Raw genomic sequence first — 15235 nt, forward strand, 5'->3', positions numbered from 1 at the left:
CGAGTAGTGATTTGTCAAAAATAAGTGACTCACCGATACCCACGCCTTTCAGCGCCTCTTTCAAGGTTTCTTTGTCGAATTCCTTGGTGCCATTAATTTCTACGGAGGCGATCGCCGGGCGTTCTACCACGGTTACAACCAGCACGTCACCCTTCGCCGAAATTTTGACGTCTTCAAAAAAACCGGTTGCAAACAGTGAACGAATGGCCTGCAGAGCCTTTTCATCGGTAAATGTATCACCCACGCGAATGGGCAGGTAGCTAAATACCGTGCCCGCTTCAGTGCGGCGCAATCCTTCCACCTCAATGTCTTTCACCACAAACTGGGTTGCCTGGGCATGTACAACGCCCACCGACAAAGCACAGGTGGCCACGACTGGGTAAACCAAGCGCGCTGGAAACAGAGTACTTCTTATTGTCATTCAGATCGTTCCTACCAGCCCCGTCAGGCTGGAACCAATATATGAAGGCCTTTAGAAAATTAGCCTTTGAATATCATTAAAAAAAGCAACACTGGTCAATATGCCAATCAGCAAAATACCCAGTTTTTGACCTCGAATTTGCCAAACTTCATCAACTGGCTTGCCTCTGACGATTTCGGCCAAATAATACATCAAGTGCCCACCATCCAAGAGAGGGATTGGCAAAAGATTCAAAATGCCTAGGCTAACAGAAACCATGGCTAGAAAACCGAAAAAAGGAAGAATCCCAAGGCTTGATGATTCACCGGCAGCCGATGCAATGGACACTGGCCCGCTGAGGTGGTTCCAGGACAAATCGCCTGTCACCATTTTACCCAACGCGGCCAGCGAGAATACGCTGACTTCAATCATTCGGCCGGTACCCTCAACGATCGATTCAAACGGATTCAGGGGGTTATTCACGATCACCGACTCGCCGCCAATCGATAAACCCAATCTACCAATGGTTTCGCCATTTTCAAGCTGGGTTTTTTCAGGTAATGCCAACAGGCTGATGTCTTCATCATTCCGGCGAATGCGAACAGTGGTCTCCAGCGCCGGACGTTCTTTGATCAGGCTTGTAAATTGGGCCGATGTTTCAACAGGAATACCATCAACACTGAGCAACTGGTCATTGGCCATAAAACCGGCGACCGCAGCCGCACTGCCTTCACTCACTGCTCGAACCAATACGCTTTTCTCGACCGGAGAAAAACCAAGCTCACGCGTCAGGGCGGGCCCCAGCTCTGCATCTACCTCAGAGGATTGAACCGGCTCAAGGAATAACTCATATCCACCACGATTTACTTTAATCGAGAGGTCGTCGCGGAAGAGCCGAGCTTTGATCAACGCCCAAGACACTTCATTCCAGTTTTTGGTGCGATCGCCGTTTACCTCGGTAATTTCATCGCCGCCCATCAAGCCCGCATTTGCAGCAACTGAATTGGGGATTGGCTCTGAAACCTGGGTTGCAAGGCCCATGGGTTGCATGTAAGCCAAAAAGCCGTAAATAAGGGCAGCAAGGATAAGGTTGGCCAAGGGGCCAGCCAATACAATGGCAATGCGTTGACCAACTGGTTTGCGATTGAACGCCTCGGAAAGCTCAATGTCATGGCCTTTGAGACTGTCTGGGTCTCGCTCATCCAGCATTCGGACATAACCGCCCAAGGGAATCCATGAAACAGTCCATTCCACTTTGGTTTTGCGGTTAATCCACCTGAATATGGGTTTTCCAAAACCCACAGAAAACCGAATTACGCGCACGCCGTAGAAGCGGGCCACAGAGTAGTGGCCATATTCGTGAATGAAAACCAGAATGCCCAAGGCAATCAGGAATGAAACAATTGAATTCAGCATTTAAATCCTGTGTTTAAAACTTTTCAGCGCTTTCGGTTGCAAAAGCGCGCACTTCGCTGTCCAACGCAAAGGCGTCATCCAGATTCGCAATGGACGACAACGCAAAGCGGGACATACACATTTGCGTCAACTTCACAATGTCCATATAAGCAATCTTTTCATTCAAAAACAAGTCTACTGCCATTTCATTGGCCGCATTAAACACAGGGGCCATGGTGTCGGGTTTCTCAAGCACATCGAAAGCCAGTTTTAGCATCGGGAAACGACTTAAGTCGGGTTCCTCGAAGTCGAGCTTGCCCAAGGCAGCCAAATTCAAACGGGGTGAGCCTGATTCAATTCGGTCTGGTAAACCCAAAACGTGAGCGATCGGCGTTCTCATGTCAGGACACCCCAGTTGTGCCAGCATGCTACCGTCTTTGTACTCCACCAGTGAATGAACAATGGATTGAGGGTGAACCAGTACCGAAAGTTGTTTGGCGGGTAGACCAAACAGCCACAGCGCTTCGATCAATTCCAGTCCTTTGTTCGCCATGGTGGCGCTGTCTACTGAAATTTTACGCCCCATCACCCAGTTCGGATGCGCAATCGCTTGGGCAGGACTGACCTGAGAAAGTTCCGCGAGACTTTTGTTTCTGAAAGGGCCGCCAGACGCGGTTAAAACCAATCTTTCTATGCCGAATTCATTTGCTCTGCTGAGATCATAATTCGCGGGTAAGCACTGGTAAATCGCATTGTGTTCCGAATCGACCGGCAAAATTGTGGCGCCTGAACGCAAGCAAGCCTGGATCATGAACTGCCCTGCAAGTACCAAGGATTCCTTGTTGGCAAGCAGCACCCTTTTCCCGGCTTGTAATGCACTAAGCGTGGGTTTTAGCCCGGCAGAGCCAACTATTGCGGCGACAACAATATCAACTTGTGCGCTTTGACACAGCTCTTCAAGATCAGCCTGCCCCCCAATGTCGGGCATATAACCCAGTTTCTCGCGAAGTTTCGCGCTGAAACCCAAGGCGTGCCACTGTTCCAGTGCTGTGGTGTCACAGATAATCAAGGCCTTGGGGCGGTGCGCACAGGCCTGTGAGTACAACAATTCAATGTTTTTTCCTGCAGCCAGGCCGTACACCTGAAAACGATTCGGGTGCCTTGCGATCACGTCAAGGGTGTTGACACCAATGGTGCCAGTGGCACCCAAAATAAGTAACTTCTGCAAATTCATTGTTCGACTCAGGCCACCACTGCACTAACCAGTAAAATTGCAAGGGGCAGTACGGGCAACTGTGCATCAATCCGGTCTAGAACGCCACCATGGCCCGGCAATAATTGACTGCTGTCCTTTAGCCCAGCCCTGCGTTTAAGCATCGATTCAAACAAGTCGCCCACCACACTGTAAGCGCTCAATACCACCAGCCAGAATGTGAACACGATTGGGTGCCAACGTTCAAAGGCCATGGCCTGCCAAGTGTTCTTCAGTTCAGGATAGGAGGCTGCCAGCAAAACAACCAACCAACTGAGTGCCACCACACTGAACGCCCCTCCGATTGCACCTTCCCAGCTTTTGCCTGGAGAGATTCGGGGCGCAAGCTTGCGTTTGCCGAAGGTTTTACCGAAGAAGTAGGCAAAAATATCTGCAGCGAAGCAAATCGCGATGGTGCTGAGCAGGAAAACAATACCGTAGGTTTTTGTGATGACCAAGGCCAAACCCGCTGCGGCAACCAGAATGAAGCCAACCAGGCCGTAAAGCGTTTTGTTGGCCATAACACCCACGGATACATTTCTGAGGCACCAGGGGGCAAAAGCGACCCAGAATACGCTGGCCAAGGCAAGCAAAGGAAAGGCTTGGGTTTGTAGATTGACCGAGCGCTCTATTACGACACACAGAGCGCCCCCCGCAACTGCATAGGCGACGGCTTTTACTGGCTCATACAAACCAAGGCGAGCCCACTCCCAGAATGCACCCACAAGTACTGTCAAAACGAAAAGATTCCAGCCGATTTCGCCGCCATACAACAGAACCACAAGCAACACGATCAGCAGGATCACAGCCGTGATCACACGCGTTCTAAGCATGATATGTCTCGATTGAGAACTGAATCACTGGGCGGATTGCCGAACATTGGCCACTGGGGGCTGAATTTGCTCGGAGGTTCGACCAAAGCGTCGTTCTCTGTTGTTATAGGAATCAATGGCCTCAAGCAGCATCGGCTTGCCGAAATCAGGCCAAAATTTATCTGTGAAATAGAACTCAGTGTACGCCAACTGCCACAACAGGAAATTGGATACTCGTTGCTCGCCACCAGTACGGATGAAAAGGTCTGGCTCGGGGCTGCCTTGCAGGCACAAATGTCTGGAAAGATCAGTTTCCGAAATTTGATTCGGATTGTTGGCCAACTCAGGATTGCATTTCAGCATGCTTTTTGTCGCTTGGAGAATATCCCAGCGGCCGCCGTAATTGGCTGCAATGTTTAAAAACAGGCGGGTGTTGTTTTTGGTGAGTTCTTCGGCGGAGGAGATGGCCGCCTGCAGCTCGGGCTCAAACGCGGTGGTGTCGCCAATAATTCTCAGGCAAATATTTTCACGGTGCATGGCTTCCACGTCTTTGCGCAGCACTCGTATAAACAGGCGCATTAGCAGGCTGACCTCTTCTTCGGGCCGGCGCCAGTTCTCAGACGAAAAAGCAAAGAGTGTAAGGTGCTCAACGCCTAGTTCACAACAAGCCTGGACTGTGCGCTTGACAGCGTCTACGCCACGCTTGTGTCCCGCAAATCGGGGCATAAGGCGGCTTTTTGCCCAACGGCCATTTCCATCCATCACGATTGCAACGTGCTTTGGAATGTTGGATGTGCAGGGCACATCCAATGTTGAGCTAGTGTAGACGGTCATAACCGACTTAAACCGTCATGATTTCGGCTTCTTTGGACTGCAAAACCTGATCGACTTCGGATACGAACTTGTCGGTCAATTTTTGGATGTCTGCCTGCGCTCGACGCTCATCGTCCTCTGAAATTTCCTTGTCGTTCACCAAGCGCTTCAGCGCCTCGTTGGCATCACGGCGCAGGTTACGAATAGCAACTTTGGTTTGCTCACCTTCGCCTTTGATGAATTTGGTCAACTCTTTGCGCCGCTCTTCAGTCAAGGCAGGCATTGGAACACGAATGGTTTCACCCATTGACGCGGGGTTCAGACCAAGGTCTGATTCGCGAATGGCCTTTTCCACAGCATTGGCCATATTTTTTTCCCACGGCTGAACGACAATGGTCCGCGCATCAGCCAGACTCAGGTTTGCAACCTGCGATATTGGCACCATGGAGCCGTAATAATCGACTTGTACGTGATCCAAAATGCCTGTGTGGGCGCGTCCGGTGCGTACTTTCTGCAAATCGGTTTTCAGGGATTCGATGGATTTCACCATCTTTTCTTCGGTCGTTTTACGAATGTTTGCAACGCTCATGATTAAATTCTCACTGCCTTATTGGATTAATTAGTGGATTAATTAGTCGGTTGGATGGTCAGTTAGTTACATGTGCACCAAGGTGCCCTCGTTCTCACCAGCAACTGCGCGGTGCAATGCGCCGGGCTTGTTGATGGAAAATACTCGAATTGGAAGCTTCTGATCGCGGCACAAAGCGAATGCAGTGGCGTCCATGACTTCGAGGTTTTTTGAAATTGCTTCGTTGAACGAAATTCTCTCGTAACGGGTTGCAGTGGGATCTTTATTGGGGTCAGCGGTGTAAATGCCATCTACTTTCGTGGCTTTGAGCACAACCTCAGCGCCAATTTCAGAGCCGCGCAATGCCGCCGCGGTATCGGTTGTAAAGAACGGATTCCCGGTTCCTGCTGCAAATATAACAACTTTGCCTTCTTCAAGGTATCGAATGGCTTTGGGTCGGATGTAAGGCTCAACAACCTGCTCAATGTTGAGCGCAGATTGAACCCTTGCCTCAACGCCAGCACGCCGAAACGCGTCCTGCAATGCCAGTGCGTTCATTACAGTGGCCATCATGCCCATGTAGTCCGCTGTGGCCCTGTCCATCCCGGCTGCGCCAGGGGCTATTCCCCGGAAAATATTGCCGCCACCAATAACAACTGCCAATTCCACTCCTGATGCGGAGACTTCTGCAACTTCAGCAACCATTCTTTCAATGGTTTGACGGTTGATGCCGTAGGAGTCTTCACCCATCAGGGCTTCGCCTGACAATTTGAGTAACACACGTTTGTATGCTGACATTCAAGCCTCTTGTTGGATCATTGTCAGGATTCTATAACGTAAAGCACAGAACTTCGTAGACGTGCAAATAAAAAGGGGCTTCCCGAGTCGAGAAACCCCTCTTCAAATAAAGGAATTAACGGCCTGCGGCGGCGGCTGCAGCTTGTGCGGCAACTTCAGCGGCGAAATCGTTTACCTTCTTTTCAATGCCTTCACCGACGATGAACAGGTCGAAGCCATTTATTTCGCTACCCTTGCTCTTCAACATTGCTTCAACGGTCAGCTTGTCATCTTTAACAAAAGGCTGAGACAGCAGGGCAACTTCTTTCAAGAATTTCTTGATAGAACCTTCAACCATTTTCTCTGCGATGTCGGCTGGCTTGCCAGACTCTTCTGCTTTGGCTTTGGCCACTGAACGCTCGCGGTCAATGTCTTCCTGTGGCACGCCGCTTTCATGCAAGGCCTTTGGTTTTGTCGCAGCGATGTGCAAAGCAACGTCTTTACCCACGTTTTCATCGGGGCCAGTGTAGTCAACCAGCACGCCAATTTTGCCACCATGGATGTACGAGCTCAGGCTGCCTTTTGCTTCAACGCGCTTAAAACGACGTACGGACATGTTTTCGCCAATCTTGCCGATCAAGGCTGCACGAACCGTTTCAACTGTACCTTCGCCCAAAGGCAACGCTGACAGTGCTTCTACATCAGCCGGGTTGTGGTCAGCAATCAACTTGGACACATTGGCCACAAAAGCCAGGAAGTCGTCGTTTTTCGCCACGAAGTCAGTCTCGCAATTGACTTCAACAATCGTTCCCAAATTACTGGAATCATTGATATAAATGCCAACCAAGCCCTCAGCGGTCACTCGGGCGGCGGCCTTGCCGGCTTTGCTACCCAGCTTGACGCGCAAAATTTCTTCTGCCTTTTCCATGTCGCCAGCGGCTTCAGTCAGGGCTTTTTTGCATTCCATCATCGGCGCATCAGTTTTCTCGCGCAGTACTTTAACCATTGCTGCTGTAATTTCAGCCATTGATTTTCTCCTAAAGTCGGATTCTGAATTAGATAAAAAAAAGGGGCGACTGATCGCCCCATCGGAAGGCAAAGGCTTGGTTAGCCTTCAGCTCCCTCTTCAGACACTTCAACGAAATCGTCGCCGCCTTTGATGGCTTCAACCACATCGTTTACAGCCTGGTCACGGCCTGCCAATACGGCGTCGGCTACTGAACGGGCGTACAAACGGATGGCGCGGGCCGAGTCATCGTTACCAGGAATGATGTAGCTAACACCAGCTGGAGAGTGGTTGGTATCCACAATACCTACCACTGGAATGCCAAGCTTTTCGGCTTCAGTAATGGCAATTTTGTGGTAACCCACGTCGCACACGAAAATGGCGTCAGGCAGTGTAGGCATGTCTTTAATGCCACCAATTGACTGGTTCAGCTTTTCAAGTTCACGGGCGAACATCAAGGCTTCTTTCTTGGACATGCGCTCAGTACCGCCGTCGGCGATGATGGCTTCCATGTCTTTCAGGCGCTTGATGGATGTTTTTACTGTTTTGAAGTTGGTCAACATGCCACCCAGCCAGCGCTGGTCAACATAAGGCATGCCACAACGCTGTGCTTCTTCAGCGATGATTTCTTTGGCCTGACGCTTGGTACACACAAACAGGATGTTGCCGCGGTTGGCTGACAGGCGCTTTACGAATTTCAGCGCGTCGTCGAGCATAACAACGGTTTTTTCCAGGTTGATAATGTGAATTTTGTTACGATGGCCGTAAATGTAAGGGGCCATTTTTGGGTTCCAGAAGCGAGTTTGGTGGCCAAAGTGGCAACCAGCTTCCAGCATTTCGCGCATTGATGCTGCCATGAATTTCTCCAGTATAGACAGGGTTAAATGGGTTTGTACTGGGCCAACATCGGGTTAATAAACCAACAATTGCTAGCACCCTGTCGCACAAACCATTAAATTTACTCTTAAGCGTCAACTAACTAAGTCAGTTAGCCATAGCGCCAGAGCAGCCCGAGATTATACTCGGTTAAAATACGTTAGCTCAAGCAGGAATTAAACAAAACCATGGATATTGTGATTAAAAACGAGCACGACATTGAAAAAATGCGTGTTGCCGGCCGTTTGGCCTCAGAAGTGCTGGATTTTATCGGCCCACACGTGGTCGCCGGCATTACTACCGAAGAACTCGATAAACTTTGCCACGATTACATGGTGAATGTGCAGGGAACCATTCCCGCGCCATTGAATTATGCGCCGCCAGGTTACACGCCCTACCCCAAATCAATTTGTACATCGGTCAATCATCAAATTTGTCACGGCGTACCTGGACCCAAAAAACTTAAAAACGGCGACATCATCAACATAGACATCACGGTCATCAAAGACGGTTACCACGGTGATACCAGTCGCATGTTTATCGTGGGCGAAGGTTCACTGGCGGCGCGGCGTTTGTGCGAGATCACCTTCGAGGCCATGTGGATTGGCATTGAGCAGGTGCGGCCAGGTGCCACGCTGGGCGATGTGGGCGCAGCCATTCAAAAATTTGCAGAAGGTTTCGGTTATTCAGTAGTTCGGGAGTTTTGTGGCCATGGAATTGGCACCAAGTTTCATGAGGAACCGCAGGTGTTGCACTATGGTAAACCCGGTACCGGTGTAAAACTGCAAGAAGGCATGATTTTCACAATTGAACCCATGCTGAATGCGGGTCGACGGGAAATTAAGGAAATGCCCGATGGCTGGACCATTGTGACCAAAGACCACAGTTTGTCAGCGCAGTGGGAGCACACGGTTTTGGTTACAGCCGATGGCTACGAAATTTTGACTCAGTCGGCTGGCACACCAGCCAATCCACGTTTGAAAACACAGGCGGCTTGACTTGAGCGAAAAACCGGCGACCACGGTGAATAAATCGGCTGCACTTGACTTGAATGTGGTGCGAGTGAGTATCAAAACCCATTTGAAAAACCAAGCCCATCAATGGCTCACGCCTTTTGATCAAAACACGCCTGCATCTGCGGTGGAAGCAGTTTTGAAAAAGCGTTGCGAGAGTGTGGATGAGGCTTTGGTCTCTCTATGGAACGCCATCGGTATGCCGAAGCAATACAGCCTGGTCGCCGTGGGTGGCTACGGAAGGGGTGAATTGTTTCCTTTTTCTGATGTGGACGTGTTGATCCTGATCGATAAGGAACCCGATGAAATCAACACCGAGAAGCTTGAAACCTTTTGTGGCTCAGGCTGGGACATTGGTCTTGAAATCGGGCACAGCGTCAGAACAACGGCACAATGTGTTGAGGAAGCTGGCAAGGACATCACTGTTCAAACCGCACTCGTAGAATCTCGATTACTTGCTGGAAACAGTAGCAACTTCAAATCTTTGAATTCTAGTCTTAAGAATTTACTTGAAGTAAAAACTTTTTTTCGCAAGAAAACTCTTGAACTTCGGCAGCGACATGCCAAGTACCAGGAAACGCCCTATAGCCTTGAGCCCAACTGCAAGGAAAGTCCTGGCGGGCTCCGCGATCTTCATGTCATTTTGTGGGTTTGCCGGGCTGCCAATTTGGGTAATAGTTGGGCTGAAATGGCCAAAAAGGGTTTAATTACCCCCTTTGAAGCCGCCAAATTAAGAAATAACGAGCGAACGCTCAAGAAAATTCGATATCAACTGCATGTAACCACTGGTCGCCGGGAAGACAGACTTGTGTACGATGTGCAAACCCAGCTAGCGGAGTCTTTGGGTTATCGTCCCACTTCTGCAAAACGATCAAGCGAACAGCTGATGCAACAGTATTATTTGGCTGCCAAGGCGGTAATGCAGCTGAACACTATATTGCTTCAAAATATTGAGCTGTCGATTTTCGGTGCCAATGCGGAGCCGGTCGTGATCGACAACGAGTTTCAGGAAACAGATTCTCTGCTGGACATTCGGGACGATGACGTGTTCGCGCGAAACCCCTCTGCAATGCTTCGCGCTTTTATCGTGATGCAACAAAACCCACGCTTGAAAGGCATGAGTGCGCGAATGCTGCGACAGCTGTGGCACAGCCGGGTAAAAATCAACAGCGAATTCAGGAAAAATCCAGTCAACAAGGCTTTGTTTATCGAGTTTTTCAAGCAACCGCAAGGCATTGTTCATGAGTTACGGCGCATGAATGAGACCAGTGTATTGGGAAGGTACCTGCCGGTCTTTCGGAAAATTGTGGGACAAATGCAGCATGATTTGTTTCACGTGTATACGGTTGATCAGCATATCTTGACGGTTGTTCGTAACTTGCGTCGATTTACGATGGCCGAACACGCACACGAGTACCCCTACTGCAGCCAATTAATGGCCAATTTTGACGACCATTGGTTGTTGTACGTTGCTGCCTTGTTTCACGATGTGGCCAAAGGCCGGGGTGGTGACCACAGTGTGTTGGGCGAAGTAGACGCCCGCAAGTTCTGTAAAGATCATGGCTTGAATCAGGAAAACACTGATTTGGTGGCTTTTCTGGTGAAGCACCACTTGACCATGTCGAATACAGCGCAAAAGAAAGATTTGTCCGATGTCGAAGTACTCAAGGAGTTTGCTGCGCTGGTTAAACTCCCCGCAACCTGACAGCCCTTTATCTGCTCACTGTTGCCGATATTCGCGGTACCAGTCCAAAAGTATGGAACGCATGGAAAGGCAAACTGCTGGAAGACCTCTATCGCCTGACATTAAAGTATTTGGGTGGCGAGGCGCCCAACCGGAGACAAATGCTCGCTGAACAGCAAGCAGAGGCTCGCCGAATTCTGCGACTGTATGCGCTTTCAGATGATGTTCAGGACAAACTTTGGGCCCAGCTTGATGTGTCGTACTTTCTCAGACAAGGGCCCAGCGATATTGCCTGGCATACGCGGCACCTGTACTGGCGTGTAGATGCTGAACAGCCGATCGTAAAGGCGCGACTATCTCCGATTGGCGAAGGCTTGGAACTGCTGGTGTATACCCGCGATGAAATGGATCTTTTTGCCCGAATTTGTGGCTATTTTGACTCCAAGAATTTGAGCATTCTGGATGCGAAAATTCACACGACTTCGCACGGCTATGCACTTGATTCTTTTCTGATTCAGCACGACAGTCATCATGAGTTTTACCGGGAAACCCTCTCGCTGCTCGAAGCAGAGCTTCAAGACCGACTCGTCAAACGTCAACCGTTGGAACCACCCGTGTTCGGGCGAATGTCCAGACAATCCAGACACTTTCCAGTGCGCCCTTCTGTCGATTTGAAACCAGATGAAAAAGGGAATCAATATTTATTGACAGTGTCGGCCACTGACCGTACGGGCCTGCTTTACTCGATTACAAGGCTTCTGGCGCAATACAAAGTCAACGTACAAACCGCCAAAATCATGACTTTGGGTGAACGGGCTGAGGATACCTTTTTGCTGTACGGGCAGTCTTTGAATTCAGGAAAGCTTCAAATTCAACTGGAAGCCGAGCTTCTCGAGTTGTTGTCAATTTAGGAACAATGAGGGTGCACAATCCACTGCCCTTTCATTCGTCATGCAGTTGCACCATTGATTTGATGATGCCCATCACTCTACCCATTCCTTCGTGGACAGTTTTGCTGATTTGGGCGTGAGAAATTTCCTGCGCGCTCTCTCCGACTCCTGCAGCCTGATTTACCACCAACGCAAGGTGTGCGTAAGGTATTTCAAGTTCTCGGGCCAAGCAGGCTTCAGGCATCCCGGTCATACCGACAATATCTGCTCCATCGCGTGCCAAGCGCTTCACTTCCGCTGCGGTTTCCAAACGGGGGCCTTGTGTACAGGCATAACAACCGCCCTGCACCACCTGTTCACCGACAGAGTCGGCCGCAAGACACAATGACGTACGAAGCGCCTGATCGTAAGGCCATGTGAAGTCGATGTGTTGCACCGCCTGGTTGTCGCCTTCAAAAAATGTGGCGTTACGCCCATGGGTATAGTCCAGGATTTGATCAGGAACCACCAATTGCCCGGGCTTTAAATCGGGGCGAATTCCACCCACTGAGGCCACCGACAAAATACCGTCAATATTCAGTTGTGACAAAGCCCAGATGTTGGCCCGGTAATTAATTTGATGGGGGGCGATGGTGTGCCCATAGCCGTGGCGTGCCAAAAAAACGATTTCATGGCCTGCAAGCATGCCAATCGTGAGTGCGCCTGATGGTTCACCATAGGGGGTTCGTTGAACCTTTCGCATGGTAATTTCAAAACCTGGCAATTGGCTTAGACCACTTCCTCCCAACACTGCATACATGGTTTACTTCCTGTCTTTGAGGTACTGAGCGAATTCAGCAGCCACCTCGTGGTGTTTCAGTCCGAGTTCCACAGTCGCTTTCAGGTAACCCATTTTCGAGCCGCAGTCGAAACGGGTTCCGGTGAAGCGGTAGGCCAATACTGGTTGATCTTCCAGTAGTGAGGCAATACCGTCAGTCAGCTGAATTTCTCCGCCAGCACCCTTACCCGTTTTACGGATGTGATCAAAAATTTGAGAATTCAGCACGTAACGTCCCACCACAGCGAGATTGGTCGGTGCATCTTTGGGATCTGGTTTTTCAACGATGGCGTTGACACGCTCGGAACGATTGTTCCAGGGGGTGCTGGAGACGATACCATACGACTTCGTCTCAGAAGGATCCACTTCCTGCACAGCCAATACGCTTGCATGTTCCCGCTCAAAAACCTTCACCATTTGATGAGTGACCGAGGGCGTGCCTTTGTCCACGTCCATCAAGTCGTCGGCCAACAAAACTGCAAAAGGCTCGGTGCCGACAACTGGTTCTGCACAAAGCACGGCATGGCCTAGACCCAAAGGCTCCATCTGGCGAATGTAAATACAGTTCACATGGCTGGGTACAATATTCTTTACTATTTCAAGCAAGGCAGTTTTGCCGCGAGCCTGCAACTCCGCCTCAAGCTCATAGGCTTTGTCGAAATGATCTTCGATAGAACGCTTGCTTCGACCCGTAATAAAAACAAGCTCGCTCAAACCCGCTTCTAGTGCCTCTTCAACGGCATATTGAATAAGTGGCTTGTCGACCACGGGCATCATTTCTTTGGGACTTGCTTTGGTGGCAGGCAAAAATCGGGTGCCCATACCCGCAACAGGAAATACAGCTTTTCTAACTCGGGTCATGATTGTTCGCTCAGTGGTCGTTCAATGGAAATAAAAAAATAAACGCAATAATATTATTTATCTAAAGCATACCTTGAAATGTACTTTCATCAAGCACCGCAACGCCCAAGGCTGTGGCCTTCTCCAGTTTGCTGCCGGCTGCTTCCCCGGCCAACAAATAATCGGTTTTTTTAGACACAGAGCCGGTCACCTTTCCACCCCGAGCAACGATTAACGCGCCAGCCTCGTCTCGACTGTATTGACTCAGTGTGCCAGTCAGCACAAATGTTTTTCCAAAAAAAGGATGGGATTCATCCGTAGTCTGAGTTTCCTCGGCTGGCCAGGAGAGCCCAAGCGAAATCAATTCACGAACAACTTGCTGATTGGCTGGTTCATCAAAAAATTGCCGTATGGATGCAGCCACCACAGGCCCAACATCGTGACCTCAAGCAACTCCTCTTCCGAGGCGTTCATCAGCCGTTCAACATTCTTGAAGTATGCTGCCAAATCACGAGCTGTGGCCTCTCCAACATGTCGTATTCCCAAGCCGAATAAAAACCTGCCAAATGTGGTTTGTTTGGCCTTATCAATGCTGTCGAGCAGATTCCGTGCCGATTTGTCGCCCATGCGCTCAAGCTGAACCAGAGCGTCAAATTCAAGGCGAAAAAGGTCGGCTGGTGTTTTCACCCATTCTTTGTCGACCAACACTTCAACCAGCTTACTACCCAAGCCTTCGATGTCAATGGCACGCCGGTGCGCAAAATGAATTATGGACTGCGTGAGTTGCGCTTTGCAGACCAAACCACCCGTGCATCTGAAGGCCGCCTCACCTTCTTCTTTTCTAACCAATGAGTTGCATATTGGGCAATGTGTCGGCATGACAAAAGCAGAGCTGACTGGGCTGCGTTGGTTGCCCGGGAAAGGTAAAACCTCTGGAATAACGTCGCCTGCGCGGCGAACCAAAACCTGGTCACCCACCCGCAAATCTTTGCGCTGAATTTCATCCAGATTGTGCAAAGTGGCAGACGACACCACAACGCCACCGACCTTTACTGGCTCCAGTTTTGCAACCGGAGTGATTGACCCTGTGCGCCCCACCTGAACTTCAATGTTCAGCAATCGGCTAAGCACTTCATCGGGAGGAAACTTGTGAGCTACCGCAAATCGAGGTGCTTTGGCGACATAACCAAGTTGATCCTGAAGGTCAAAGGAATCAACCTTGTAAACCACACCGTCTATTTCAAAAGGCAATGTGCTGCGACGCCCGCCTACGCTGCGATAAAAACTTAAAAGGCCCTCGGCACCCGTGGCCGTCTGGCTAAGTTCTGAAACAGGCAACCCCAAGGCCGCCAACCATTTCATCATGGCGGATTGACTTTTCAGTTCTCGCAGCTGCTCACGTTCAAGGGCTGCACCATAGCAGTAAAACCGCAGTGGTCGACTGGCGGCTACTTTGGGATCGAGTTGTCGAATGGTACCGGCCGCAGCATTGCGCGGGTTTGCAAATACTTTTAAACCAAGTTCAGCCTGTCGCTGATTCATTTGAAGGAAATCTTTTTTAGTCATAAAGATTTCACCCCGAATTTCAAGGTGTGCAGGTACTACACTGCCTTTCAATTTCAGGGGTAAGCTTCGAATGGTTTTCACATTGGCGGACACGTCTTCACCCACGGTTCCATCGCCACGGGTAATGGCCTGGTCAAACATTCCATTGGTGTAGTGTATTGAAATCGCCAAGCCGTCAAACTTTGGATCGACTGCGTACGCAATCGTGGTGTCGATCGGTAGGTCGGCCAGTTCTTTGACGCGTCGGTCAAAGGCAAGCACATCGCTGTCCTCAAATGCATTTCCAAGTGACAGCATGGGCACGCGGTGCCTGACCTGCTCGAAGCCATCTGCGGGTTTGCCACCGACGCGTTGCGTGGGGGAGTCATTCTGAATCAGCTCGGGGTGATTGTTCTCGATTTGTTGAAGAGACCGATACACCTTGTCATATTCAGAGTCCGGTACTTCAGGTGCATCGAGCACATAGTAGGCATACTCCCAGCGGTTTAACAGATCAATCAAGCGACGCATGGCCACAGTTGGCGAC

General features: G+C 50.1%; 11 protein-coding genes and 3 pseudogenes. 2 read left to right on the forward strand and 12 right to left on the reverse strand.

The window, feature by feature from the left end; translation table 11 throughout:
* The 9 genes from LMED105_RS14085 to rpsB all read right to left on the reverse strand — a co-directional run.
* Positions 1–421 (reverse strand): POTRA domain-containing protein (locus LMED105_RS14085; protein WP_040513616.1); only part of this gene is annotated, 421 nt, incomplete at its 3' end.
* Positions 422–472: 51 nt separating this feature from the next.
* Entirely contained in the window at positions 473–1816 is a 1344-nt protein-coding gene (gene rseP / locus LMED105_RS14090; protein ID WP_008252544.1) for an RIP metalloprotease RseP, read from the reverse strand.
* A gap of 13 nt (positions 1817–1829) precedes the next feature.
* Positions 1830–3023 (reverse strand): 1-deoxy-D-xylulose-5-phosphate reductoisomerase, encoded by a 1194-nt coding sequence (dxr, locus tag LMED105_RS14095; RefSeq protein ID WP_156799713.1) that lies wholly within the window; start codon positions 3021–3023, stop codon positions 1830–1832.
* A 14-nt stretch (positions 3024–3037) separates the two neighbouring features.
* Positions 3038–3880, reverse strand: coding sequence for a phosphatidate cytidylyltransferase (locus tag LMED105_RS14100; protein ID WP_008252548.1), 843 nt, complete (start codon positions 3878–3880; stop codon positions 3038–3040).
* Between the two features lie 24 nt (positions 3881–3904).
* Complete coding sequence (locus LMED105_RS14105) at positions 3905–4693, reverse strand: isoprenyl transferase (RefSeq protein WP_008252551.1); 789 nt, start codon at positions 4691–4693, stop codon at positions 3905–3907.
* Positions 4694–4700: 7 nt separating this feature from the next.
* Entirely contained in the window at positions 4701–5261 is a 561-nt protein-coding gene (gene frr / locus LMED105_RS14110; RefSeq protein WP_008252553.1) for a ribosome recycling factor, read from the reverse strand.
* 66 nt (positions 5262–5327) lie between these two features.
* A complete protein-coding gene (gene pyrH / locus LMED105_RS14115) occupies positions 5328–6038 on the reverse strand; it encodes a UMP kinase (protein ID WP_008252555.1) in 711 nt (236 codons plus the stop codon).
* 115 nt (positions 6039–6153) lie between these two features.
* The gene (gene tsf / locus LMED105_RS14120; RefSeq protein WP_008252557.1) at positions 6154–7044 is read right to left on the reverse strand and encodes a translation elongation factor Ts; all 891 of its coding nucleotides are present in this window, start codon (positions 7042–7044) and stop codon (positions 6154–6156) included.
* 80 nt (positions 7045–7124) lie between these two features.
* On the reverse strand, positions 7125–7880 hold the full coding sequence (gene rpsB / locus LMED105_RS14125; RefSeq protein ID WP_008252558.1) for a 30S ribosomal protein S2: 756 nt from the start codon (positions 7878–7880) through the stop codon (positions 7125–7127).
* 195 nt (positions 7881–8075) lie between these two features.
* On the opposite strand from rpsB, the pseudogene map reads away from it, so the two are divergent.
* Together map and LMED105_RS14135 are read left to right on the forward strand one after the other, a co-directional pair.
* Positions 8076–8897 (forward strand): annotated as a pseudogene (gene map / locus LMED105_RS14130) (type I methionyl aminopeptidase); the annotation flags it as partial.
* A 49-nt stretch (positions 8898–8946) separates the two neighbouring features.
* A pseudogene (locus LMED105_RS14135) lies at positions 8947–11507 on the forward strand ([protein-PII] uridylyltransferase).
* A gap of 31 nt (positions 11508–11538) precedes the next feature.
* Here LMED105_RS14135 and LMED105_RS14140 read toward each other — a convergent pair.
* The 3 genes and pseudogenes from LMED105_RS14140 to ligA all read right to left on the reverse strand — a co-directional run bounded on the left by LMED105_RS14140 (position 11539) and on the right by ligA (position 15219).
* Complete coding sequence (locus LMED105_RS14140) at positions 11539–12285, reverse strand: S-methyl-5'-thioinosine phosphorylase (protein ID WP_008252566.1); 747 nt, start codon at positions 12283–12285, stop codon at positions 11539–11541.
* 3 nt (positions 12286–12288) lie between these two features.
* On the reverse strand, positions 12289–13164 hold the full coding sequence (galU, locus tag LMED105_RS14145) for a UTP--glucose-1-phosphate uridylyltransferase GalU (protein WP_008252567.1): 876 nt from the start codon (positions 13162–13164) through the stop codon (positions 12289–12291).
* 61 nt (positions 13165–13225) lie between these two features.
* A pseudogene (ligA, locus tag LMED105_RS14150) lies at positions 13226–15219 on the reverse strand (NAD-dependent DNA ligase LigA).
* Positions 15220–15235 lie beyond the last annotated feature (16 nt).

This window comes from Limnobacter sp. MED105 (assembly GCF_000170915.1).
In the GTDB taxonomy this organism is placed as follows: Bacteria; Pseudomonadota; Gammaproteobacteria; order Burkholderiales; family Burkholderiaceae_B; genus Limnobacter.